Source organism: Enterobacter cloacae complex sp. SHL012 (assembly GCF_049237505.1).
Classification (GTDB): domain Bacteria; phylum Pseudomonadota; class Gammaproteobacteria; order Enterobacterales; family Enterobacteriaceae; genus Enterobacter; species Enterobacter kobei.
Map to the genome: position 1 here is coordinate 562,458 of NZ_JBMKIZ010000003.1, position 24,308 is coordinate 586,765.

General features: G+C 55.2%; 26 protein-coding genes. 15 read left to right on the top strand and 11 right to left on the bottom strand.

The window, feature by feature from the left end:
* Positions 1-16: 16 nt before the first annotated feature.
* The 6 genes from gatZ to ACOTY9_RS13860 all read left to right on the top strand — a co-directional run bounded on the left by gatZ (position 17) and on the right by ACOTY9_RS13860 (position 5,429).
* Positions 17-1,288: a tagatose-bisphosphate aldolase subunit GatZ gene (gatZ, locus tag ACOTY9_RS13835; protein WP_348565939.1), complete on the top strand. Its 1,272-nt coding sequence runs from the start codon at positions 17-19 to the stop codon at positions 1,286-1,288.
* 14 nt (positions 1,289-1,302) lie between these two features.
* On the top strand, positions 1,303-1,770 hold the full coding sequence (gatA, locus tag ACOTY9_RS13840) for a PTS galactitol transporter subunit IIA (RefSeq protein ID WP_014885351.1): 468 nt from the start codon (positions 1,303-1,305) through the stop codon (positions 1,768-1,770).
* Positions 1,771-1,797: 27 nt separating this feature from the next.
* The gene (gene gatB / locus ACOTY9_RS13845; protein WP_348565940.1) at positions 1,798-2,082 is read left to right on the top strand and encodes a PTS galactitol transporter subunit IIB; all 285 of its coding nucleotides are present in this window, start codon (positions 1,798-1,800) and stop codon (positions 2,080-2,082) included.
* A 4-nt stretch (positions 2,083-2,086) separates the two neighbouring features.
* Positions 2,087-3,460: a galactitol-specific PTS transporter subunit IIC gene (locus ACOTY9_RS13850; RefSeq protein WP_058690902.1), complete on the top strand. Its 1,374-nt coding sequence runs from the start codon at positions 2,087-2,089 to the stop codon at positions 3,458-3,460.
* 41 nt (positions 3,461-3,501) lie between these two features.
* Positions 3,502-4,545, top strand: coding sequence for a galactitol-1-phosphate 5-dehydrogenase (gatD, locus tag ACOTY9_RS13855; RefSeq protein ID WP_045281414.1), 1,044 nt, complete (start codon positions 3,502-3,504; stop codon positions 4,543-4,545).
* A gap of 110 nt (positions 4,546-4,655) precedes the next feature.
* Positions 4,656-5,429, top strand: coding sequence for a DeoR/GlpR family DNA-binding transcription regulator (locus tag ACOTY9_RS13860; protein ID WP_048997416.1), 774 nt, complete (start codon positions 4,656-4,658; stop codon positions 5,427-5,429).
* Between the two features lie 133 nt (positions 5,430-5,562).
* Here the strand turns inward: ACOTY9_RS13860 and rsmI are convergent, their stop codons facing one another.
* Positions 5,563-6,426: a 16S rRNA (cytidine(1402)-2'-O)-methyltransferase gene (gene rsmI, locus ACOTY9_RS13865; protein ID WP_014885356.1), complete on the bottom strand. Its 864-nt coding sequence runs from the start codon at positions 6,424-6,426 to the stop codon at positions 5,563-5,565.
* Positions 6,427-6,487: 61 nt separating this feature from the next.
* Between rsmI and ACOTY9_RS13870 the strand changes: the two genes are divergently transcribed.
* Genes ACOTY9_RS13870 through dolP form a run of 4 tightly spaced genes read left to right on the top strand, consistent with a single transcriptional unit; the run spans position 6,488 to position 10,188 of the window.
* Complete coding sequence (locus tag ACOTY9_RS13870; RefSeq protein WP_348565941.1) at positions 6,488-8,638, top strand: penicillin-binding protein activator; 2,151 nt, start codon at positions 6,488-6,490, stop codon at positions 8,636-8,638.
* Positions 8,596-8,991, top strand: a complete 396-nt coding sequence (locus ACOTY9_RS13875) for a YraN family protein (protein ID WP_014885358.1) — start codon at positions 8,596-8,598, stop codon at positions 8,989-8,991. The genes ACOTY9_RS13870 and ACOTY9_RS13875 overlap by 43 nt, the downstream gene beginning before the upstream one ends.
* 21 nt (positions 8,992-9,012) lie before the next feature.
* Entirely contained in the window at positions 9,013-9,603 is a 591-nt protein-coding gene (diaA, locus tag ACOTY9_RS13880) for a DnaA initiator-associating protein DiaA (RefSeq protein ID WP_003861754.1), read from the top strand.
* A 9-nt stretch (positions 9,604-9,612) separates the two neighbouring features.
* Complete coding sequence (gene dolP / locus ACOTY9_RS13885; RefSeq protein ID WP_014171764.1) at positions 9,613-10,188, top strand: division/outer membrane stress-associated lipid-binding lipoprotein; 576 nt, start codon at positions 9,613-9,615, stop codon at positions 10,186-10,188.
* 61 nt (positions 10,189-10,249) lie between these two features.
* Here the strand turns inward: dolP and ACOTY9_RS13890 are convergent, their stop codons facing one another.
* Positions 10,250-11,287, bottom strand: a complete 1,038-nt coding sequence (locus tag ACOTY9_RS13890; RefSeq protein WP_023337853.1) for a permease — start codon at positions 11,285-11,287, stop codon at positions 10,250-10,252.
* A gap of 40 nt (positions 11,288-11,327) precedes the next feature.
* Positions 11,328-11,972 (bottom strand): NAD(P)H-binding protein, encoded by a 645-nt coding sequence (locus ACOTY9_RS13895; protein ID WP_348565942.1) that lies wholly within the window; start codon positions 11,970-11,972, stop codon positions 11,328-11,330.
* Positions 11,973-12,100: 128 nt separating this feature from the next.
* Here ACOTY9_RS13895 and ACOTY9_RS13900 point away from each other — a divergent pair, with 128 nt between their 5' ends.
* Entirely contained in the window at positions 12,101-12,619 is a 519-nt protein-coding gene (locus ACOTY9_RS13900; RefSeq protein WP_014885361.1) for a type 1 glutamine amidotransferase domain-containing protein, read from the top strand.
* On the opposite strand, the gene ACOTY9_RS13905 is transcribed toward ACOTY9_RS13900, so the two are convergent.
* Positions 12,599-13,033: a YhbP family protein gene (locus ACOTY9_RS13905; protein ID WP_023331387.1), complete on the bottom strand. Its 435-nt coding sequence runs from the start codon at positions 13,031-13,033 to the stop codon at positions 12,599-12,601. The two genes, ACOTY9_RS13900 and ACOTY9_RS13905, sit on opposite strands and share 21 nt — an antisense overlap.
* Positions 13,034-13,047: 14 nt before the next feature.
* Here ACOTY9_RS13905 and ACOTY9_RS13910 point away from each other — a divergent pair, with 14 nt between their 5' ends.
* Positions 13,048-13,377 carry a GIY-YIG nuclease family protein gene (locus tag ACOTY9_RS13910; protein WP_023331388.1) on the top strand — a complete coding sequence of 110 codons (330 nt, stop codon included), beginning with the start codon at positions 13,048-13,050 and terminating at the stop codon, positions 13,375-13,377.
* Here ACOTY9_RS13910 and ACOTY9_RS13915 read toward each other — a convergent pair.
* Entirely contained in the window at positions 13,364-13,867 is a 504-nt protein-coding gene (locus ACOTY9_RS13915; RefSeq protein WP_014885364.1) for a GNAT family N-acetyltransferase, read from the bottom strand. The two genes, ACOTY9_RS13910 and ACOTY9_RS13915, sit on opposite strands and share 14 nt — an antisense overlap.
* The gene (gene ubiT, locus ACOTY9_RS13920; protein WP_014885365.1) at positions 13,861-14,385 is read right to left on the bottom strand and encodes a ubiquinone anaerobic biosynthesis accessory factor UbiT; all 525 of its coding nucleotides are present in this window, start codon (positions 14,383-14,385) and stop codon (positions 13,861-13,863) included. Before ubiT ends, ACOTY9_RS13915 begins: the two co-directional genes overlap by 7 nt.
* Before the next feature lie 211 nt (positions 14,386-14,596).
* On the opposite strand from ubiT, the gene ubiU reads away from it, so the two are divergent.
* From ubiU to ACOTY9_RS13935, 3 genes are all read left to right on the top strand, one after another.
* A complete protein-coding gene (gene ubiU / locus ACOTY9_RS13925) occupies positions 14,597-15,592 on the top strand; it encodes a ubiquinone anaerobic biosynthesis protein UbiU (protein WP_014885366.1) in 996 nt (331 codons plus the stop codon).
* 7 nt (positions 15,593-15,599) lie between these two features.
* Positions 15,600-16,478, top strand: a complete 879-nt coding sequence (locus ACOTY9_RS13930; RefSeq protein ID WP_014885367.1) for a U32 family peptidase — start codon at positions 15,600-15,602, stop codon at positions 16,476-16,478.
* Between the two features lie 78 nt (positions 16,479-16,556).
* Positions 16,557-17,564 carry a luciferase-like monooxygenase gene (locus tag ACOTY9_RS13935; RefSeq protein WP_014833426.1) on the top strand — a complete coding sequence of 336 codons (1,008 nt, stop codon included), beginning with the start codon at positions 16,557-16,559 and terminating at the stop codon, positions 17,562-17,564.
* 62 nt (positions 17,565-17,626) lie between these two features.
* On the opposite strand, the gene mtr is transcribed toward ACOTY9_RS13935, so the two are convergent.
* From mtr to pnp, 5 genes are all read right to left on the bottom strand, one after another.
* Entirely contained in the window at positions 17,627-18,871 is a 1,245-nt protein-coding gene (gene mtr / locus ACOTY9_RS13940) for a tryptophan permease (protein ID WP_045134771.1), read from the bottom strand.
* A 142-nt stretch (positions 18,872-19,013) separates the two neighbouring features.
* Positions 19,014-20,909: a DEAD/DEAH family ATP-dependent RNA helicase gene (locus ACOTY9_RS13945; RefSeq protein ID WP_014885369.1), complete on the bottom strand. Its 1,896-nt coding sequence runs from the start codon at positions 20,907-20,909 to the stop codon at positions 19,014-19,016.
* Positions 20,902-20,982: a protein YrbN gene (yrbN, locus tag ACOTY9_RS13950; protein ID WP_097397692.1), complete on the bottom strand. Its 81-nt coding sequence runs from the start codon at positions 20,980-20,982 to the stop codon at positions 20,902-20,904. The genes ACOTY9_RS13945 and yrbN overlap by 8 nt, the downstream gene beginning before the upstream one ends.
* A gap of 107 nt (positions 20,983-21,089) precedes the next feature.
* Entirely contained in the window at positions 21,090-21,974 is an 885-nt protein-coding gene (gene nlpI, locus ACOTY9_RS13955) for a lipoprotein NlpI (RefSeq protein ID WP_013098912.1), read from the bottom strand.
* A 109-nt stretch (positions 21,975-22,083) separates the two neighbouring features.
* The gene (gene pnp, locus ACOTY9_RS13960; RefSeq protein WP_023331391.1) at positions 22,084-24,222 is read right to left on the bottom strand and encodes a polyribonucleotide nucleotidyltransferase; all 2,139 of its coding nucleotides are present in this window, start codon (positions 24,220-24,222) and stop codon (positions 22,084-22,086) included.
* Positions 24,223-24,308 lie beyond the last annotated feature (86 nt).

The window sequence follows — 24,308 nt, forward strand, 5'->3', positions numbered from 1 at the left end:
CTAATCCGGAGGAAATGTGAAAGATATTATTGCCCGCCATAAAGCGGGAGAGCATCTCGGTATTTGTTCTGTCTGTTCCGCACACCCGCTGGTCATTAAAGCTGCACTGCGTTTTGATTTGAATACCGACAATAAAGTGCTGATTGAGGCCACTTCAAATCAGGTGAATCAGTTTGGCGGCTATACCGGCATGACTCCTGCTGATTTTCGCGATTTTGTATTGAATATCGCCAGGGACGTTGGTTTTCCCCGAGAACGCCTGATTCTTGGAGGGGATCACCTGGGGCCTAACTGCTGGCAAAACGAACCGGCTGAAGCCGCGATGGAAAAATCCGTTGAGCTGATCAAAACCTATGTCGCTGCCGGATTTACCAAGATCCATCTGGATGCTTCCATGTCATGCGCCGACGACCCCGTCCCGCTAGCACCAGTAGTGGTAGCCCAGCGGGCTGCACAGTTATGCAAAGCTGCAGAAGAGACGGCTAATGAGGAACAAAAAGCGGCACTAACCTACGTTATTGGCACTGAAGTTCCCGTACCGGGTGGGGAAGCCAGCAGTATTAACTGCGTGCATGTTACCTGTGTTGAAGATGCCGCACAGACGCTCGATACCCACCGCGCTGCCTTTAGCGCACTCGGTCTGGAAGATGCTATGACACGCGTGATCGCTATCGTGGTGCAACCGGGCGTGGAGTTCGACCATACCCAAATCATTCACTATCAACCCCACGCGGCCGAGGCACTATCCGGCTGGATCCGCCAGACACCAATGGTCTACGAGGCGCATTCAACCGACTACCAGACCCGTCAGGCTTATCAGGCCCTGGTGCGCGATCACTTCGCGATCCTGAAAGTGGGCCCGGCGCTCACCTTTGCTCTGCGTGAAGCCATCTTTGCCCTGGCACAAATGGAGAGAGAACTTATCGCCCCTGAGCAGCGCAGCCACGTGCTGGAGGTGATTGACGAAGTGATGCTGAACGAGCCGGATTACTGGAAAAAGTATTACCGTCCAACCTGGAGCCAGGCGATGGTGGATATCCATTTCAGTCTTTCTGATCGCATTCGCTACTACTGGCCGCATCCACGTATCCGTCAGGGCGTGGAGAAATTACTCACCAACATGAGTAATACCTCCCTACCGCTGGGTCTTATTAGCCAGTTTATGCCCGTTCAGTTCGAACGATTGTCAATGAATGAGATCGTTGCAACACCGCACAATCTCATCATCGACAAAATACAGGATGTATTACGTGCCTATCGATTTGGCTGTACCCCTGAATACGTCTGATGCCCGGAGAGTCTATGAGTCACGTTTTTGTCCGTACCGGAATTGAGTTTGAAAACTGTCAGCTTGCGCTGGCACACATTGGTGAGGAGATGTTGGCGAAAGGTGTTGTGCATGCCACTTACCCAGCCGCACTTCTCGAAAGGGAGATCAACTACCCCACCGGCATAACCCTTGAACGCCATGCGGTTGCAATCCCGCATTGTGAGGCGGTACATGCCAAAATCCCCGCGATTTACCTGATTCGCCCGGACAAACCGGTGAATTTTCAGCAGGCTGATGATGATGGAGAGGTCGCCGTTTCACTCATCATCGCATTAATTGTTGAAAACCCTGCGGCGCAAATAAAACTGCTGCGCCGTCTTTTCAGCGAGCTACAAAACCCGGACACGCTGGACCTGTTGTTGGTCACACCAGCCGATCGCCTGGCTGAGCAATTCCGGGAGACGATCCTTGAGCCTGACTCCTGTGCACAGGCTTCATAACATACTGATAATAAAAAGGAGTACCCTATGAAATGTAAAGTTATTGTTGCCTGTGGTGGTGCCGTAGCAACCTCAACCATGGCGGCTGAAGAGATCAAAGAACTGTGTGAAGCCCACCATATAGCGCTTGATCTGGTCCAGTGTCGTGTGACGGAAATTGAAACCTATATGGACGGTGCAGACCTCATTTGCACCACGGCAAAAGTCGACAGATCGTTTGGTGACATTCCGGTAGTTCATGGGATGCCGTTTGTATCGGGCGTCGGTATCGAAGCCCTGCAACAAAAAATCCTCACTATCCTCGAGGGGTGAAATCATGTTTACCGAAATCATGCGGTATATCCTCGACCTCGGTCCCACCGTCATGCTGCCCATCGTTATCATTATCTTCTCAAAACTTTTGGGGATGAAACTGGGCGATTGCTTCAAGTCCGGCCTGCATATCGGCATAGGCTTCGTGGGAATTGGATTGGTCATTGGCCTGATGCTCGACTCCATTGGTCCGGCAGCTAAAGCGATGGCAGAACAATTCCAGATTAACCTTCACGTAGTGGATATCGGCTGGCCAGGTTCTTCACCCATGACCTGGGCCTCACAAATCGCACTGGTGGCGATCCCGATAGCGATCGGCGTCAATGTCATCATGCTGGTCACTCGTATGACCCGTGTAGTTAACGTGGACATCTGGAACATCTGGCACATGACCTTCACCGGCGCAATGCTGCACCTGGCCACTGGCTCTTACTGGCTGGGGATCCTTGGTGTGGTGGTTCACGCAGCCTTTGTCTACAAGCTGGGTGACTGGTTTGCCAAAGACACGCGAGACTTCTTCGGCCTGGAAGGAATTGCTATTCCACACGGCTCGTCGGCGTATCTCGGTCCCGTCGCGGTGCTGGTCGATACGATTATCAACCACATTCCAGGTCTTAAGCGGATCCACTTTAGCGCAGACGATGTCCAGAAACGTTTTGGTCCGTTTGGCGAACCGGTCACCGTCGGTTTTGTCATGGGACTGGTCATTGGCATGCTGGCAGGCTACGACGCGAAATCCGTTCTGCAACTGGCAGTGAAAACCGCTGCAGTGATGCTGTTGATGCCGCGGGTCATCAAGCCGATTATGGATGGCCTGACGCCGATTGCTAAACACGCTCGCAAACGCCTGCAGGCCAAATTTGGTGGTCAGGAGTTCTTAATTGGTCTTGATCCCGCACTGCTGCTGGGTCATACGTCAGTGGTTTCCGCCAGTCTCATTTTCATCCCGTTAACCATTCTGATCGCGGTGCTGGTGCCAGGTAACCAGGTGCTACCTTTTGGCGACCTTGCGACTATCGGTTTCTTCGTGGCAATGGCGGTCGCGATTCACCAGGGTAATCTGTTCCGTACACTCATCTCCGGCGTCATCATCATGGGGATCACACTATGGATCGCCACACAGACCATCGGCCTGCATACCCAGCTTGCACAGAACGCTGGTGCGTTAAAAGCAGGTGGGCTTGTGGCATCCATGGATCAGGGTGGTTCGCCAGTCACCTGGTTGCTCATCCAGCTCCTTACCTGGCAAAACGTGGTGGGATTCATTGTGATTGGCGCGATCTACTTCACAGGCGTACTGCTCACCTGGCGACGTGCCCGGACGTTTACGACGGCAGAGAAAACCGCCGCTAACCCGCAAAGCCAGACGGTATCTTAATATCCGGGGAGCCATGCTCCCCTTCTTTTCTGGAGTAAATCATGAAATCAGTGGTAATTCACGCTGAGGGCAGCGTGCGCGTTGAAGAACGTCCGATCCCTCAAATACAGGATGCGGATGAAGTTCTGGTGCGCATTGTTTGCTCAGGGTTATGCGGCTCAGATATCCCGCGTATTTTTGCCAAAGGGGCACACTATTACCCTATCATCCTGGGCCATGAATTTAGCGGACACGTCGAAGCCTGTGGTGCAGATGTAAAGGACCTCCAGGCGGGAGATGCTGTGGCCTGCATTCCACTTCTGCCCTGTTTTTCCTGCCCAGAGTGTGGGCAAGGCTACTACTCGCTGTGTAAGCAGTACCAGTTTGTCGGCTCACGCAGTGACGGTGGCAATGCCGAATATATTGTCGTGAAGCGCGCGAACTTGTTCCGCCTGCCAGCAGAGATGGCAATCGAAGACGGGGCATTTATCGAACCTGTCACCGTAGGTTTGCACGCGTTTCATCTGGCTTCAGGCTGCAAAGGTAAAAATGTCATTATCGTCGGAGCGGGGACGATCGGTCTGCTGGCGATGCAGTGCGCGTTGGCGCTCGGGGCAAAGAGCGTAACTGCGATTGATATCAACGACGATAAACTCGCCCTGGCGAAAACACTGGGTGCGACTCAAGTATTCAACAGCCGTACCTTGAGCACCGATGACATTCTCAACGCGCAGAGTGACAGTCGATTTGATCAACTGGTACTGGAGACCGCAGGAACACCACAAACTGTCTCGCTTGCCATTGATATTGCTGGCCCTCACGCACAAGTTGCGCTGGTCGGTACATTGCATCATGACCTGAATTTATCTGCCGCAACCTTTGGTAAAATATTACGTAAGGAACTGACGCTTTTGGGTAGCTGGATGAACTACTCTGCACCGTGGCCAGGGGAAGAGTGGGAAACAGCAGTCCGCCTGCTCACCGGGAAAAAACTGCAACTGGAGCCGCTCATTGCTCATACTGGCGACAGTGAAAGCTTCGCTCAGGCCGTGCAGGCACTGAATGGGGCACCGATGCAGGGCAAAATTATGCTGCGTTTCGCCTAATCTCTCGAGCCAGCAACCTGAGCTGGCTCACATTTACTTTCGAATATAGCCTTACACCTTTCGCATACCTTCGATTAGAATAGGAACAGTTAATTATCAGGCAAATCAATATGAACTCATTTGAGCGAAGGAACAAAATCGTTGACCTCGTCAACGCTCAGGGTAGCGTGATGGTGCAGGATCTTTCTAACCTGTTCGGCATCTCGGAAGTGACCATTCGAACCGACCTGCGCCTGCTGGAAGAAAAAGGCTTAGTCACGCGCTTCCATGGAGGCGCAGCAAAACCAGGCAGTAACCTGGCTGAAAGTGAGAATCAGGAAGTCATACTGGAGGAGCGTTACCAGCTGGCAAGCGACCCGAAAAAACGTATTGCTCAGGCCGCTGCTGCCCTGATCGAAGAAGGAATGACGATTATTTTAGACAGCGGCAGTACCACTATGCTGATAGCCGAAGCCCTGTCGAGAAAAGCCAATATTACCGTCATTACCAACAGCTTGCCCGCTGCGTTTGCTCTTTCGGAAAATAAAGATATTACGCTGGTGGTTTGCGGCGGCACGGTACGCCATAAGACGCATTCAATGCACGGTACCATTGCCGAGCGTTCGCTTGCAGGTATTAGCGCGGACTTGATGTTTGTTGGGGCGGACGGTATTGATGCGACAAACGGCATCACCACCTTCAATGAAGGCTATTCCATCAGCAGCGTGATGGCCGCCGCCGCCCATAAAGTGATTGCCGTACTCGATGCGAGCAAGTTTAATCGTCGCGGGTTTAACCAGGTACTGCCAATGGAGAAGATTGATTGTGTGATTACGGATGATGGGATCGGAAAACATGATAAAGATCTGCTGAGCAAAACGGGCACTGAGGTCATTACGGTTTAGCTAACAACGCAGGTCAGCGCATGACCTGCGCAATTTTCTTTTCCGACATTTGTACCGACATTTGTACCGACATTTTATAAAGTTGCAGGCAAAGTAAGGCGCAGCCGCCGCCCGGCAAAAAGACGGCTGGGGCTTACTCCCCCTGCTGCTCCAGCGCGTACTTATACAGGGCATTCTTCTTCACGCCGTGAATTTCCGCCGCCAGCGCAGCCGCTTTTTTAAGCGGCAATTCGGCCTGTAGCAATGCCAGCGTGCGCAGCGCATCGGCTGGCAGGGCATCCTCTTCTGCTTTATGCCCTTCGACAATCAGCACCATTTCACCTTTGCGGCGGTTTTCGTCTTCCTTCACCCACGCCAGCAGTTCACCCACCGGTGCGCCGTGAATGGTTTCCCAGGTTTTGGTCAGCTCGCGCGCCAGCACGACGTAGCGGGACTCACCCCAGACGGTAACCATATCGTCCAGGCTTTCCAGCAGGCGGTGGGTGGATTCGTAGAAAATCAGGGTGCGCGGTTCCGCTTCCAGGTCTTTTAAGACGTCGCGACGGCCTTTGGATTTGGCGGGCAGAAAACCTTCATAGCAGAAACGGTCAGACGGCAGACCTGCGGCGCTTAACGCAGCAATCGCGGCGCACGGTCCCGGCAGGGGCACAACGCGAATGCCGGCTTCACGGCAAGTACGCACCAGATGGTAGCCGGGGTCGTTAATCAGCGGCGTTCCCGCGTCGGAGACCAGCGCAATGTTCTGCCCCTCCTTGAGCTTCGCCACCAGCGTGTCGGCTTTTTGTTGCTCATTGTGATCGTGCAGGGCAAACAAACGGGCGTTAATCGCGAAATGCTGCAGCAGTAAACCGGTATGACGAGTGTCCTCAGCCGCAATTAAATCAACGGCTTGCAATACAGTGAGTGCACGTTGGGTAATATCAGACAAATTCCCGATAGGAGTAGGTACAATATAAAGCTGGCCTTGAGAATTATCTGCCGTTTCGTGTTGTTTCATTGTTTCGTCCGTATTGCCGATTTAATATTGAGCATTGCGTAAAAAAATCACTGGATACAGTATGGTACCGTTAACGTTTCTTCGAAAAAAAGCCACGCGCAGCGTGCCGCTTCTGCTGGCAGCCCTGATCTTTGCAGGCTGCGGCACCCAGGCACCTGACCAGAGCACCGCCCATCTTGAGGGTTCCGCTCAGGCTGATTCTGGCTTTTATCTGCAACAAATGTCGCAGAGTTCAAATGATACCAGGATCAACTGGCAATTACTCGCCATTCGTGCACTGCTGAAAGAGGGAAAAACCCAGCAGGCTGCAGAGCTGTTCGGCCAGCTGCCGAAAGATCTTAACGATACCCAGCGTCTTGAGCAGAGCCTGCTCTCTGCCGAGCTGAAGGTCGCGCAGAAAGAGTATGACGGCGCGAAAAAGATCCTGGGTAGCATCGACCTGAGCGCGCTGGATAAAAACCAGCAGGCACGCTTCTGGCAGGCGGGTATCACCGCTGAACAGGGGCGTCCTTCCCTGACGCTGCTCCGCGCGCTTATCGCTCAGGAACCGCTGCTTGCCGGTGCCGACAAGCAGAAAAATATTGATGCCACCTGGCAGGCTCTTGCCGCCATGACCCCGGATCAGGCAAAGGCGCTGGTCATCAACGCGGATGAGAACGTGCTGCAGGGCTGGCTTGATCTCCAACAGATGTGGTTTAACAACCGCACCGACCCTAAGATGCTGAAGGCCGGTATTACCGACTGGCAGACTCGCTACCCGCAAAACCCGGGCGCCAAAATGCTGCCAACCCAGCTGGTGAACGTGCAGAACTTTAAGCCAGCATCGACCAGCAAAATTGCACTGCTTCTGCCGCTGAATGGTCAGGCGGCGGTGTTTGGCCGTACGATTCAACAGGGCTTTGAAGCGGCGAAAAACGGCACTATGCCGGTGACGGGCAGCGCGGTGCCGGTGCAGGCAGCACAGGCGGCCAACGTGAACGATGTTGTCAGCCCTTCCGCCGCCGAGACCAGCGATCTGACCACGGCGCAAACCCCGGCGCAAGGCACGATGCAAAACCCGGTGACCGCACCGACGACGCCTCCGCCTGCTGCAGCACCAGCAACACAGGCGCCAGTGGAGACACCTGCTTCCCCTGCAGCGCCTGAGGCATCAACAGAACAAACTCAACAACAGCCAGCACAACCAACCACTCCCCCTGCCGCGCAGCCGCAGGCCGTGGCGACCACCAGCGCTAATCTTGGCACCGAACTGAAAATTTACGACACCAGTTCGCAGCCGCTTGACCAGGTACTGGCTCAGGTGCAACAGGACGGGGCGAGCATCGTTGTCGGTCCGCTGTTGAAAAACAACGTGGAAGAGCTGATGAAGAGCAATACCACGCTAAACGTGCTGGCGCTCAACCAGCCGGAGCAGGTTCAGAACCGGGCCAATATTTGCTACTTCGCGCTCTCTCCGGAAGACGAAGCTCGCGATGCGGCACGTCATATCCACGAGCAGGGTAAACAGGCTCCACTGTTGCTCATCCCGCGCAGTACGCTGGGCGATCGCGTAGCGAATGCCTTCGCCGATGAGTGGCAGAAGCTGGGCGGCGGTATCGTGCTGCAGCAGAAATTCGGTTCCGTCTCAGAACTGCGCGCGGGCGTAAACGGCGGATCGGGTATCGCGCTTAATGGCAGCCCGGTGACCGCCAGCCTGCCACAGCAGCAGGGCGTGACCATTGGTGGGCTGACCATCCCTGCCCCACCTACCGATGCGCAGATCGGCGGCGGTGGAAAAGTGGATGCGGCTTATATCGTTGCCACACCGCAAGAGATCGCCTTTATCAAACCGATGATTGCGATGCGTAACGGCAGCCAGAGCGGCGCAACGCTCTATGCCAGTTCCCGCAGCGCGCAAGGCACCGCTGGCCCGGATTTCCGTCTGGAAATGGACGGCCTGCAGTACAGTGAAATTCCGATGCTCGCGGGCAGCAACCCGGCGCTGATGCAGCAGGCGCTGAGCAGCGTACGTAACGACTACTCACTGGCGCGTCTGTATGCCATGGGAGTCGATGCATGGGCGCTGGCGAACCACTTTACCCAGATGCGTCAGGTACCGGGCTTTGAGCTTAACGGCAACACCGGCGATCTGACCGCGACGCAGGACTGCGTGATCAACAGGAAGTTATCATGGCTCAAATACCAGCAGGGACAAATCGTCCCGGCCAGTTAAGCCGTAAAGAGACCGGCGATGCGTGGGAGTTAAAAGCGCGTCGCTGGCTTGAAGGCAAAGGACTGCATTTTATCGCCGCTAACGTTCGCGGACGTGGCGGCGAAATTGATCTGATCATGAAAGAGGGTCAGGTGATTGTGTTTGTAGAAGTCCGCTTTCGACAGTCTTCCCGTTTTGGCGGTGCTGCCGCCAGCGTGACGCTCGCCAAACAACATAAATTATTACAGACTGCCCACTTGTGGCTTGCCCGCCATAATGGGAGTTTTGATACTGTGGATTGCCGGTTCGATGTGATAGCCTTCACCGGAAATGAGATCGAATGGCTTAAAAACGCTTTTGGCGAAGACGCATAATTACGATTTAAAAGGGATAACGTGCTCGAAAGAATTAAAGTGTGCTTCACAGAAAGCATCCAGACTCAGATTGCCGCGGCGGAAGCCCTTCCGGACGCGATCTCTCGTGCTGCAATGACGCTGGTGCAATCCCTGCTTAATGGCAACAAAATCCTCTGTTGTGGCAACGGTACCTCAGCCGCCAACGCACAGCATTTTGCTGCCAGCATGATTAATCGTTTTGAAACCGAACGCCCGAGTTTACCTGCCATTGCACTTAATACCGATAATGTGGTCTTAACAGCGATTGCTAACGATCGTCTGCATGACGAAATTTACGCAAAGCAGGTGCGCGCCCTGGGGCATGCCGGTGATGTGCTGCTGGCCATCTCCACGCGCGGCAACAGCCGGGACATTGTCAAAGCCGTTGAAGCCGCGGTCACCCGTGACATGACTATCGTCGCCTTAACCGGCTATGACGGTGGTGAACTGGCGGGTCTGCTGGGGCCGCAGGATGTGGAAATCCGCATTCCGTCTCACCGTAGCGCACGCATTCAGGAGATGCATATGCTCACGGTAAACTGCTTATGCGATTTGATCGATAACACGCTTTTCCCTCACCAGGATGATTAAGGAGTTTTTATGAAGGCTTTATCGACCCTCGCAGTCCTTATGTCTGCATTGCTGCTTCAGGGATGTATCGCTGCGGCTGTCGTGGGTACTGCCGCAGTAGGCACCAAAGCGGCGACCGATCCACGCTCTGTAGGAACGCAGGTGGATGACGGTACGCTGGAGCTGCGCGTCAACAGTGCGCTGTCGAAAGACGAACAAATTAAGAAAGAAGCGCGTATCAACGTGACGGCTTATCAGGGCAAAGTCCTGCTGACGGGTCAGTCACCGAATACCGAACTCTCCAGCCGCGCGAAGCAGATCGCCATGGGCGTTGAGGGCACTACGGAAGTCTTCAATGAAATCCGTCAGGGCCAGCCAATCAGCCTGGGTACGGCGTCGTCTGACACCTGGATCACCACAAAAGTCCGTTCCCAGCTGCTGGGTTCAGATCAGGTGAAATCCTCAAACGTAAAAGTGACGACCGAAAACGGTGAAGTGTTCCTGCTGGGTCTGGTTACCGACCGTGAAGGGAAAGCGGCAGCGGATATCGCCAGCCGGGTCAGCGGCGTGAAGCACGTCACCACCGCGTTTACTTACATCAAATAAAAAAACCTCACTTGAAGGGATTTTTGTAGGCCCGGTAAGCGTAGCGCCACCGGGCTTTTTTTCACAGAAGCGCAATGCTTCCCACCAGCACCCCACTTAACGCTACCAGCCCCGCTGTCAGCCACAGCGCTTTTGCCGGGAAAGACTTACGCAGCATGACAAGCGACGGCAAACTAATGGCCGGCAAGGTGATAAGCAGCGCCAGCGCGGGCGCGGTGCCCATGCCAGCCAGCATCATGGTCTGAACAATCGGAATTTCAGCCGCCGTTGGGATCACAAACAGGCAGCCAGCAACGGCCATCGCAATCACCCACATCAGCGTGTTATCAATCGCGCCATCCGCATGCGGGAACAGCCAGACGCGCGCCGCGCCGAGCACCAGAACCGCCAGGATATAAACCGGAATGGTGCTCCAGAAAAGTTGCCACAGCGCTTTACCCCAGCGGGCAAAGAAACTGCCCTGCGGCTCGCTGATGTCCAGCTCAACAGAAGCGGGCTCTGGCGCTTTCTCTTTCACCAGATTTTGCACCAGCGTCGCCACCACCAGCACCGTCAGCAGCCCGGCAACCAGGCGGATAGCCGCAAAATGCCAGCCGAGCACAAAGCCCATAAACACCAGCGTTGCCGGGTTGAGCAGCGGGTTGCCCATCCAGAACGCCAGCGCACCGCCCATCGAGACACGCTGACGGCGCATTCCTGCGGCCACAGGGGCTGCACAGCATGAACACATCATGCCCGGCAGAGAGAAAATCGTCCCCAGCAAGGTGCCCTGAAAGCGTGGCTGCCCGAGGGTTTTCACCAGCCAGTTTCGCGGAATAAGTACCTGAATCAGCGACCCTAACAAGACGCCTAATACCGCAGCTTTCCAGACAGCAAGGAAGTAGACCATGGCGTAATCCCACGCCGCCTTAAGCGGGCTGGCATCCGCCTGCGCGAGTATCGATTTACCAATGCTGTGCGTTTCGGCGGCGGTGAAGGCCTTGCCATAGTACGGCTGCCATTTCACATACCAGAGGCCAATGATGACCACGAGAAAGAAGAGTGCGGGCTTCCACCATTGGACAGGTGTCGCCGCCTGAGATGAAGACTGACCAGTCATACCATTCCCCGGAGAGTGTTATTGAATAAGCCGGAGAAGTTTACGCCTCGCCCTGCGCGATTTCACGCAGTTTTGCCGAAGGGATGATATTGACCCCTTCCTGCGACGGTGCCAGCGCCTCTTTCAGCATCGCCTGCGCGACATCCCGCGCCTCAATGGACTTCCAGTTACCCGGCAGGATGCGAAACAGCGGAGCGAAAACAGACTCGTTAAAGCGCCGTTCATCGCGGTGCCCCATCAGCATGGAAGGCCGCACAATGGTCAGATATTCCCACTTCTGGGCAATCAGCGCCTCTTCCATCTTGCCCTTCACCTGGTTGTAAAAAAACGGCGAGCCGGTGCTCGCGCCGTGCGAACTGACCACCAGAAAATGCTTTGCCCCCAATTTTTTCGCCGTCAGTGCGGTATCCACCACCAGGGTGTAATCCGCATGGACAAAGGCTTCTTTACTGCCCGCCTCACGCCGCGTCGTACCGAGGCAGCAAAAGGCGATATCAATCGGGTCCTGCACCTGCGCCAGCGCGTCAGTGAGCTGCGGGTCGTGCGGGTTAAAGACGCCGGAGATATCCAGCAGCGGTCGACGCATCGGTGCGGCGATATAGTTAATATGGCGATCCTGGATCAGCAGCCGCAGCAGATGCCCGCCGACCAGCCCGGTTGCGCCCGTAATCAGTACCTGGCTCATCGTATCCCCTTTACAGAATTGTCCGTTTGCGAACTCAGCGTGGTCGACCACACTTAGAAGTCTGTTACAGGTAAGTATTTACCACAAGCGGAGAAAAATCAGTCTGAAGACAAAACAACGGAGGAAGCATGGGCAAGAAAATCGCAGTCTTGATTACCGACGAGTTTGAAGATTCAGAATTCACCTCTCCTGCTGAGGCATTCCGCAAGGCGGGCCATGAGGTCATTACCATTGAGAAAGAAGCGGGCAAAACGGTGAAAGGCCATAAGGGCGAAGCCAGCGTGACCATCGACGAAACCATCGATAACGTCAGCCCGTCTGATTTCGACGCCCTGCTGTTACCCGGCGGCCATTCACCGGATTCCCTGCGCGGGGACGAGCGTTTCGTCACTTTCACACGTGACTTTGTCGCTACCGGAAAACCGGTCTTTGCTATCTGTCACGGCCCGCAGCTGCTGATCAGCGCCGACGTGGTCCGAGGACGTAAGCTGACGGCGGTGAAACCGATCGTGATCGATCTGAAAAATGCGGGGGCTGAGTTTTACGATCAGGAAGTGGTCAACGACAAAGACCAGTTGATCACCAGCCGGACCCCGGACGATCTTCCGGCGTTTAACCGGGAAGCGCTACGCCTGCTCGGCGCGTAGCCAGTGAAGCTTCTTGCCAAAGCCCAGCGTGTTGTCGGTAAATTTCAGCTCATCGAGGCGGATTTCCCACACCGGGGCTTTTAGCGCAGCGGCAACCGGGAAGCGGCGCGTGTAGTGCTTACGGCGCGCGTCGCTCTCTTCTCCCTCCAGCCGACGGATCTCTCCCTTGAACTGCACGCCACGGATCAACGCGACCGTTTTGGGCTGGCCATTTACCGTACCCGCCACCTTCGCCTGCTGGCCGGTCATTTGCGCATGCCGCGTTTTGTCTTCGCTCATGACATAGAAGGCTACGCGCTCGGGATCGTAGTAATAAAAGGCGTTCGCGCACCACATCTCTTCGTCTTTACAGACGCACCAGGTGACGACATGCTGCTTCGCCAGCCAGCGGTTAATGGCTGCCAGTGTTTCCATTTTCGCTCTCTCTCATGCTATGGTGCGTTCACCTTAACATACTGAATCTGTTTACCGTGTGCTGGTTTCTCTATCTCGTCCGAACCGCTGATAACGCACTCTACACCGGGATCACTACCGATGTGGCGCGGCGTTTTTTACAACATCAAACGGGGAAAGGGGCAAAAGCGCTGCGGGGGAAAGGTGAACTTCAGCTGGCTTTTTACGCCGCCGTCGGCGACAGGTCGCTGGCGCTCAGGCTGGAATACCGAATTAAACAGCTGACGAAGCGCCAGAAAGAGCGCCTCGTTACCGGAGACGGCTCCTTTGAGGCGCTACGCGAAAGCCTGCTCAGAAACGATTGAAGTGATCGTGGTAATCAACCAGGCCACTCACACCATTCAGGGCATCATCCGCCAGGCGATGTACCTGGAAGGCGGATTCGGTACCCGGCCAGCGGCAGCGCAGATCGTAATGCGCGGCCTGCTCGAAGCCTAAGCGGCCATAAAATGCCGGATCGCCCAGCGTGACCACGGCGGCATAGCCAAACTCATTCAGCGAGTCCAGCCCTTCATACACCAGCTGGCGCGCCAGGCCCTGGCCGCGATAGTTCTCATCGACCGCCAGCGGTGCCATGCCTACCCACTGCAGATCTTCGCCCTGAACAATTACCGGGCTGAAGGCAACATAGCCAACAACCTGACCTTCGTCATCGGTGGCTACCAGCCCTAAAGTAATCAGGCCGTCTTCACGGAGATCGTGGACCAGTTGGGCCTCCGCATCGCTCTCAAAAGCGCGGCGTAACAACGCATCGATACCCGGTGCATCAATCCCAATTTCGACTCGAATCAGCATGGCTCACCTACTGAAGTGTGTTTACTGTCAGGCGGGGTTTTCAGCCCAGCCTCAACGAAATCTGCCATTTGCATCAGCATCACGCGCAGCGCTTTCGGCATCTGCTCCAGCTCAATGGCATCCATTAAATTTTTCACGTACAGACCCAGCTCCGTATCGCCTTCAATGACCAGACGGCGCTGGAAGAATAACGTATCCGGATCCTGTTTACGCGCGGCGATCATCAGCAGATCGCTGGCACTGGCGCTAAAGCTCACATCCGCCTCGGCGGACTCACGCACAATGAGTTGATCATTCTCAACCGAGGTAAACCAGCGCAGCCCGATGTCACGCACCTCAATGCTCAGCCAGCGGCCTTCCAGAAACTCCAGCTCGCCGTCCTGCAGCGCCTGGCGGAATTGCCAGCTCAGGACCTGCTCGAGCACCTGACGTTTTAGCGCGAACGGCGCCAGTTTCACCGGCACGCTCAGCATTGATGGACCGAATTGTACGAGACGTGAACGCAGTTTATCCAGCACGAGCTTTACTCCCTGATAGCAATAATCCCGTTATTTTGCCATATCCGACGCACAACATAGCGGCGTAAATCAACAAACCGTCGTCCGGTGACGCTCATTATTGGTGTCATCAATACGCCATTAGCTGCCTTAAATCAAAAATTGTCGCCCAGGGGTTAATTAAAATCCCAGCTCGTTAACAATTTTGCGATCGACTACATCAGGATAATTTATGGAGCTGCTCTGCCCTGCCGGTAACCTACCGGCGCTTAAGGCGGCCATCGAAAATGGGGCCGATGCGGTCTATATCGGGCTGAAAGATGATACCAACGCCCGCCATTTTGCTGGCCTCAACTTTACGGAGAAAAAGCTTCAGGAAGCCGTTAACTTCGTTCACCAGCACCGCCGCAAACTGCATATTGCCATTAATACCTTTGCGCATCCTGACGGCTATGCCCGCTGGCAGCGCGCGGTAGATATGGCCGCACAGCTGGGTGCCGATGCGTTAATCCTGGCCGACCTCGCCATGCTTGAGTATGCGGCAGAACGCTATCCGCATATTGAGCGCCACGTCTCTGTTCAGGCATCAGCCACGAATGAAGAGGCCGTGCGTTTTTATCATCAACACTTTGACGTCGCTCGCGTGGTGCTGCCCCGCGTGCTCTCCATTCATCAGGTTAAGCAACTCGCGCGCGTCACGCCAGTGCCGCTGGAAGTTTTTGCCTTTGGCAGCCTGTGCATCATGGCCGAAGGCCGTTGCTACCTTTCTTCTTATTTAACCGGTGAATCACCCAATACCGTTGGGGCCTGCTCTCCTGCCCGCTTTGTCCGCTGGCAACAAACCCCGCAGGGGCTGGAATCACGCCTGAATGAAGTGTTGATTGACCGCTATCAGGACGGCGAAAACGCGGGTTATCCAACGTTATGCAAAGGCCGATATCTGGTTGACGGTGAGCGCTACCACGCGCTGGAAGAGCCTACCAGCCTCAACACGCTGGAGCTGCTGCCGGAACTGCTGGCGGCGAATATTGCCTCGGTAAAAATTGAAGGTCGCCAGCGTAGCCCGGCCTATGTGAGCCAGGTGGCGAAAGTCTGGCGTCAGGCTATCGACCGCTGCATGGCGGACCCGCAAAACTATGCTCCGCAGGCAGCCTGGATGGAGACGCTCGGTTCTATGTCCGAAGGCACGCAAACGACGCTTGGCGCGTATCACCGTAAATGGCAGTGAGATAACCATGAAATATTCATTAGGACCGGTGCTCTACTACTGGCCAAAAGAGACGCTGGAAGATTTTTACCAACAGGCCGCCACCAGCAGCGCTGATGTGATTTATCTCGGTGAAGCCGTGTGCAGCAAGCGCCGCGCCACCAAAGTGGGCGACTGGCTGGAGATGGCGAAAAGTCTCGCCGGAAGCGGTAAACAGGTGGTGCTCTCGACGCTCGCGCTGGTGCAAGCCTCGTCCGAACTGGGTGAACTGAAACGCTACGTTGAAAACGGTGAATTCCTGCTGGAAGCGAGCGACCTGGGCGTAGTGAACATGTGCGCCGAACGTAAGTTACCGTTCGTCGCGGGTCATGCATTAAACTGCTATAACGCCGTCACGCTGCGCCTGCTGCTCAAACAGGGAATGACGCGCTGGTGTATGCCGGTGGAACTCTCCCGCGACTGGCTGGTAAACCTGCTGACGCAGTGTGACGATCTCGGCATTCGCAATCAGTTTGAAGTGGAAGTGCTGAGCTACGGCCATCTTCCGCTGGCTTATTCCGCGCGCTGCTTTACCGCGCGTTCGGAAGATCGCCCGAAAGACGAGTGTGAAACCTGCTGCATCAAGTACCCGAACGGGCGCAGCGTGCTATCCCAGGAAAATCAGCAGGTGTTTGTCCTGAACGGGATCCAGACCATGAGCGGCTATGTCTATAACCTGGGCAACGAACTGGCGTCAATGGACGGCCTGGTGGACATGGTGCGCTTATCCCCTCTGGATACCGGCGTGTTCACGATGCTGGACGCCTTCCGCGCAAATGAAACCGGCGCAGCTCCGCTGCCGCTAACGGCAAACAGCGACTGTAATGGTTACTGGAAACGCCTGGCCGGGCTGGAACTGCAGGCCTAAAAAAGGCTCACTTTGTTAACAACGGTTATCATTTTTTAATGCAGTATTAAAGATTGACCGTCGACAAAGTGAGCTGTTATGACTGACAAAACCCTTCCGTTTTCGGTGCTGGACCTGGCGCCGATCCCACAAGGCTCCTCGGCCAGAGAAGCCTTTTCGCATTCTCTCGATCTGGCTCAACTGGCTGAAAAGCGTGGCTACCATCGCTACTGGCTGGCCGAGCACCACAACATGGTTGGCATTGCCAGCGCCGCCACCTCGGTTCTGATTGGTTATCTGGCGGCGAACACAACGACATTGCACCTGGGCTCCGGTGGCGTGATGCTGCCGAACCACGCCCCGCTGGTGATTGCCGAGCAGTTTGGCACGCTGAATACCCTCTATCCTGGCCGTATTGATTTGGGGCTGGGTCGTGCGCCGGGTAGCGACCAGCCGACCATGCGCGCCCTGCGTCGCCATATGAGCGGCGATATCGACAACTTCCCGCGCGATGTGGCTGAACTGGTTGACTGGTTTGACGCGCGCGATCCGAACCCACACGTGCGCCCGGTGCCGGGCTACGGCGAGAAGATCCCGGTGTGGCTGCTGGGTTCGAGTCTTTATAGCGCGCAGCTTGCCGCGCAGCTGGGTCTGCCGTTTGCGTTTGCCTCGCATTTCGCACCGGATATGCTGCATCAGGCTCTGCATCTCTATCGTACGAACTTTAAACCGTCTGAACGTCTGGAGAAACCGTACGCGATGGTGTGTATTAACATCATTGCCGCCGACAGTAATCGCGATGCTGAATTCCTGTTTACCTCCATGCAGCAGGCGTTTGTGAAGCTGCGCCGCGGTGAGACCGGGCAACTTCCACCGCCAGTGGAGAATATGCATCAGCTGTGGTCTGCCTCTGAGCAGTATGGCGTGCAGCAGGCGCTGAGCATGTCGCTGGTGGGGGATAAAGCGAAAGTGCGGCACGGTCTGGAAGCGGTGCTGCGTGAAACGCAGGCGGATGAGATTATGGTTAACGGCCAGATTTTCGATCACCAGGCGCGTTTGCATTCGTTTGATTTAGCGATGCAGGTGAAAGAGGAGTTGGTGGGGTAGTTTTTTGCTTTGCTCCCTCTCCCTTTGGGAGAGGGTCGGGGTGAGGGGGCAAGCCGCACGTTTTACTGGTATACCGGCAACAGATTAAAGCTCGACAGCACGTGAACCACCGCGTTACCCACCCCAAATACCAGGATCAGTGCAATCATCGGTTTGCCACCCCAGACGCGGAATTTAGGGCTACCGAAGCGTTTACGTGATTTACGCGCCAGCAGCGCCGGCACAATTGCCGCCCAAATGGTTGCCGCCAGACCCGCATAGCCGATGGCGTACAGGAAACCGTTCGGCCACAGCAGCCCCCCCGCAACGGGCGGCAGGAACGTCAGCAGCGCCGTTTTGAAACGTCCCATCGCGGAATCATCAAAGCCAAACAGATCCGCCAGGTAGTCAAACAGACCCAGCGTCACGCCGAGGAAAGAGCTCGCCACGGCAAAGTTGGAGAAGATCACCAGCAGCAGATCCAGGCTACGGCTGTTCAGCACGCCGCTCAACGCTTGAACCAGCACATCAATGTTACCGCCTTTCTGCGCAATGCCGATAAACTCTGGACGCGGGATGTTGCCCATCGTCCCCAGCAGCCAAATCACATACAGCCCCAGCGCCAGCAGCGTACCGTAGACCAGACACTTCACGATGGTGCGTGGATCTTTGCCGTAGTACTTCATCAGGCTCGGCACGTTACCGTGGTAGCCAAACGATGCCAGACAGAACGGCAGCGTCATCAGCAGATACGGGGTGTAGGAAGTATTCGCTTCCGCGACATTAAACAGCGTGGCGGGCGTGACGTGCCCCAGCAGGCTACCGAAGGTCAGGAAGAAGGTGATGACCTTTGCACCCAACACAATCGCCGTCATGCGGCTCACCGCTTTGGTACTCATCCAGACGATAAAGGCCACGCCCAGAGCAAAACACAGACCCGCCAGACGCGCCGGAACGTTTAGCGACATCTCAGCAAAGGTGTGGTGCAGTATCGAACCGCTCGCGGAAATGTACGCGTAGGTCAGAATGTAGAGCACAAACGCGATGGAAAGCCCGTTGACCAGGTTCCAGCCCTTGCCCAGCAGATCTTTGGTGATGGTGTCGAAGCTGGAGCCAATGCGGTAGTTGAGGTTCGCCTCAAGGATCATCAGCCCGGAATGGAGCATACAGAACCAGGTAAAGACCAGCGCCGCCAGCGACCAGAAGAACCACGCACCGGACATGACCACAGGCAGGGAAAACATCCCGGCACCTATAATGGTTCCGCCGATGATCACCACGCCGCCAAGCAGCGAAGGTGACGTTTGGGTGGTGGTTAGTGTCGCCATACAGCCTTTTCTCCAGTCAAATATGCGGTTCTGCATTTTAGTGTGACGCACTGTACCAGTACAAGAGTACAAAGGGAATAAAAAAAGCCCCGATAGCATTTATCGGGGCTGTATATTTTACTTTACGTCAGAAGCGTAAGGCTTACGCGTCACCGAAACGACGACGGCTGGTGCCTTCTTCACGACGTGGGCCACGGTTTTCGCGGCGCTCGCCGGAGAAACGACGACCTTCACCACCGCGACCTTCTGTGCGACCGCCTTCACGACGCTCGCCGCCGAAACTGCGACCACCGCCACGACGTTCGCCGCCACGGTCAGGACGTGGCTGAGCATCGCCCAGCAGCTGCATGTTCATCGGCTTGTTCAGGATGCGGGTGCGAGTAAAGTGCTGCAGTACTTCGCCCGGCATACCTTTTGGCAGCTCGATGGTAGAGTGGGATGCGAACAGCTTGATGTTACCGATGTAACGGCTGCTGATGTCGCCTTCGTTAGCGATAGCGCCAACGATGTGACGAACTTCAACACCATCATCACGGCCCACTTCAATGCGGTACAGTTCCATATCGCCCGCTTCACGGCGTTCACGACGTGGACGGTCTTCACCACCACGCTCTGGACGGTCACCACGTGGGCCACGATCGTTACGGTCGCCACGACGTTCAAAGCGATCGTCACGGTCACGGAATTCACGCTTAGGACGCATTGGCGCATCAGGTGGCACGATCAGAGTACGTTCGCCCTGCGCCATTTTCAGCAGTGCCGCAGCCAGGGTTTCCATGTCCAGCTCTTCGCCTTCAGCCGTAGGCTGAATCTGCGACAGCAGTGCACGGTACTGATCCAGATCGCTGCTTTCCAGCTGCTGCTGTACTTTCGCGGCGAATTTTTCCAGACGGCGTTTGCCCAGCAGTTCTGCGTTTGGCAGTTCAGCTTCTGGAATAGTCAGCTTCATGGTGCGTTCGATGTTACGCAGCAGACGACGCTCGCGGTTCTCAACGAACAGCAGCGCACGGCCCGCACGACCCGCACGACCGGTACGGCCGATACGGTGAACGTAAGACTCGGAATCCATCGGGATGTCGTAGTTAACAACCAGGCTGATACGCTCAACGTCCAGACCACGTGCTGCCACGTCGGTTGCAATCAGGATATCCAGACGACCGTCTTTCAGGCGCTCCAGCGTCTGCTCACGCAGAGCCTGGTTCATGTCACCGTTCAGTGCTGCGCTGTTGTAGCCGTTACGCTCCAGCGCTTCAGCCACTTCCAGGGTCGCGTTTTTGGTACGCACGAAGATAATCGCCGCATCAAAATCTTCCGCTTCCAGGAAACGTACCAGCGCTTCGTTTTTGCGCATGCCGTACACAGACCAGTAGCTCTGGCTGATGTCCGGGCGAGTGGTGACGCTGGACTGAATACGCACTTCCTGAGGATCTTTCATGAAGCGTTTGGTGATACGACGAATCGCTTCTGGCATGGTAGCAGAGAACAGCGCGGTCTGATGACCTTCTGGGATCTGCGCCATGATGGTTTCGACGTCTTCGATGAAGCCCATACGCAGCATTTCATCTGCTTCGTCCAGTACCAGACCGCTCAGTTTAGAGAGATCCAGCGTACCGCGCTTCAGGTGATCCAGCAGACGGCCCGGCGTACCGACAACAATCTGTGGGCCCTGGCGCAGGGCGCGTAACTGCACGTCATAACGCTGGCCACCGTAAAGGGCTACCACGTTTACGCCGCGCATATGTTTAGAGAATTCCGTCATGGCTTCAGCAACCTGAACAGCCAGTTCACGGGTTGGAGCCAGGACAAGGATCTGCGGTGCACGCAGGTCCGGATCGATGTTGTTCAGCAGCGGCAGCGAGAACGCTGCAGTTTTACCGCTACCAGTCTGGGCCATGCCCAGCACGTCACGACCAGAAAGCAGGTGTGGGATACACTCAGCCTGGATCGGAGATGGTTTTTCGTAACCCAGATCGTTAAGGGCTTCAAGGATAGGAGCCTTCAGGCCCAGATCTGCAAAAGTGGTTTCGAATTCAGCCATGTAGTACAAGTGCCTCGATATTAATGGCGGCCAGTCTACTTAGCTCATCGTGAAAATGATTAGCAATTTTCATTGAAAAGTGTGAACCGGCTCAAAGTAGGTGTATTGACGAACAACAACGCCCTCACCAGTTAAGGTGATGGCAATCAAAAGATTACGGGCTGATGTTTATGTCGTCAGCTATTGCTGGTCCGATTCTGCCAGGTCGTCTTGCTCCTGGCCCAAGAGCGATAATTCCAACAATGCATAACGGTGCTCAACGAAGTTGTGTACGTTGTTAGCAACCGCTAATTTGAACAGTGCCGTAGCGCTGTCCTTATCCCCCAGACTTAGGTAGTACTTACCTAAATAGAAGTTGGTTTCACTGAGATGCTCAGCGAGCGAGGTGTTATCCGTTGCGTCCGCCTTGAGGCGTTCCATCAGCGTTGCTTCGCTAATGTTGCCCAGGTAGAACTCGACAATGTTCCATCCCCACTGTTCCTTGTCCGATTTATCGAAGCGCTGTTTCAGGGCCTCTTTTGCCTGCTTCTCATCGAGCTTCTGCTCAACGATGTAAAGCCACAGGCTACGGAAAGGATCATTAGGATCGTCTTGATAAAACGCCAGCAGATCATCTTGCGCTAACTTATCACGACCGCCGTAGTACAATGCGATACCGCGATTCAAGTGCGCGTAGTTGTAAGTTGGATCAAGCTCAAGTACAGAATCAAACGCTTCATAGGCAGCATCAAAATTGCCTGCCTGCGTTAAATAAATGCCTAAGTAATTGAATACTTCAGGCATATCAGGTCGGATAGCCAGCGCTTGTGAAAAATCATTTCGCGCCAATGCCCTCAGACCGAGACTATCATACAACACTCCGCGCTCATATAAAAGCTGTGCGCGTTCGTCATCGGTTAAAGCCCGACTGGCAAGAATTTGTTCCATGCGTGCCAGAATCACTTCCTGCTGCAAAGTCGGTTGCAATGGCACTGCGAGGACTTCGCTCTTACGCCAGGCAGAGTTGCTGCATCCTGCCAGCGTTAAAGCTGTCGCAACGAAACACCAGCGCAAAAAAGGCTTCATTTCCCACTCCCGAAGACAACTATTGGATGAACGTCCTGTCCCCCGGCGGCTTAACAAGGCGTCCTGCCTGATACCAGGCCCTCCGCAATGCGGAGGGCAAATGGCAACCTTACTCGCCTTGCTGTTCAGCAGCCGGAGTTTCCGGTGCCGCAGCAGGCTGAGACTGCTCGGTTGCTTCTTTAATGCTCAGACGGATACGGCCCTGGCGGTCAACTTCCAGAACTTTAACCGGTACTTCCTGACCCATCTGCAGGTAATCGGTCACTTTCTCAACGCGCTTGTCAGCGATCTGAGAGATGTGAACCAGACCTTCTTTACCGCCACCGATGGCAACGAACGCGCCAAAGTCAACGATACGGGTCACTTTACCGTTGTAGATACGGCCCACTTCGATTTCAGCGGTGATCTCTTCGATACGACGGATAGCGAATTTCGCTTTCTCGCCGTCGGTTGCTGCGATCTTCACAGTACCGTCATCTTCGATTTCGATGGTGGTGCCCGTCTCTTCGGTCAGCGCACGGATTACGGAACCGCCCTTACCGATAACATCTTTGATCTTGTCTGGATTGATCTTGATGGTGTGGATACGTGGAGCGAACTGAGAAATGTCGCCACGCGGCGCGTTAATCGCCTGTTCCATCACGCCCAGGATGTGCAGACGCGCACCTTTAGCCTGGTTCAGAGCAACCTGCATGATCTCTTTGGTGATACCTTCAATTTTGATATCCATCTGCAGTGCAGAGATACCGTCGCGGGAACCCGCCACTTTGAAGTCCATATCGCCGAGGTGATCTTCGTCACCCAGAATGTCAGACAGAACAACGAAGTTGTCACCTTCTTTCACCAGGCCCATTGCGATACCTGCAACAGCGGCTTTGATCGGCACGCCAGCATCCATCAGTGCCAGAGAAGCACCACATACGGAAGCCATGGAAGAAGAACCGTTAGATTCGGTGATTTCAGACACCACACGAACGGTGTACGGGAATTTGTCAGCTTCTGGCATCACGGCCAGCACGCCGCGCTTCGCCAGACGACCGTGACCAATTTCACGACGCTTCGGCGAGCCAACCATGCCGGTTTCCCCTACGGAGTACGGAGGGAAGTTGTAGTGGAACAGGAAGTTGTCAGTGCGCTCGCCCATCAGTTCGTCGATGATCTGTGCGTCACGAGCGGTACCCAGGGTCGCGGTGACCAGGGCCTGCGTTTCACCACGGGTAAACAGTGCGGAACCGTGAGTACGTGGCAGTACGCCAGTACGCACATCCAGACCACGGATCATGTCTTTTTCACGGCCATCAATACGCGGCTCGCCGGCCAGTACGCGGCTACGAACAACGTTTTTCTCGATAGCGTGCAGGATTTCGCCAATTTCGTTAGCGTCCAGCGTTTCGTCTTCAGCAACCAGGGTCGCGGTCACTTCAGATTTGATCACATCAACCTGAGCATAGCGCTCCTGTTTGTCGGTGATGCGGTACGCGTCGCTCAGACGAGACTCTGCCAGTGCCGCAACACGTGCGTTCAGCGCGTCGTTTGCTGCTTCTGGCTGCCAGTCCCAACGTGGCTTACCGGCTTCTTTCACCAGGTCGTTGATGTTCTGGATAACGATCTGCTGCTGATCGTGGCCGAAGACCACTGCGCCCAGCATCTGGTCTTCGCTCAGCAGTTCTGCTTCGGATTCAACCATCAGAACCGCCGCTTCAGTACCGGCAACAACCAGGTCCAGCTTACTTTCTTTCAGCTCTTCCTGAGTTGGGTTCAGCACGTACTGGTCATTGATGTAACCCACGCGCGCGGCACCGATTGGGCCATTGAATGGAATACCAGACAGTGACAGGGCAGCAGATGCACCGATCATCGCAACGATGTCCGGGTTAACCTGTGGGTTAACGGAAACTACGGTTGCGATAACCTGTACTTCGTTAACGAAGCCTTCCGGGAACAGCGGACGAACCGGGCGGTCAATCAGACGCGCGATCAGAGTTTCGCCTTCGCTTGGACGGCCTTCACGACGGAAGAAACCACCAGGGATTTTACCGGCAGCGTAGGTACGCTCCTGGTAGTTAACGGTCAGCGGGAAGAAGTCCTGACCTGGTTTAGCTTTTTTCTGGCCCACTACGGTGACGAACACCGCGGTGTCATCCATGCTTACCATAACGGCAGCAGTAGCCTGACGTGCCATCATGCCGGTTTCCAGCGTGACGGTATGTTGACCATACTGGAATTTACGAACGATCGGATTCAGCAAAATTCTGTCCTTTCTTAAATGTATGACAGCACACCACCGGCGTGCTGTCGATTTAACCCGACCTTCTTCGCATCCTCGCGACTAAT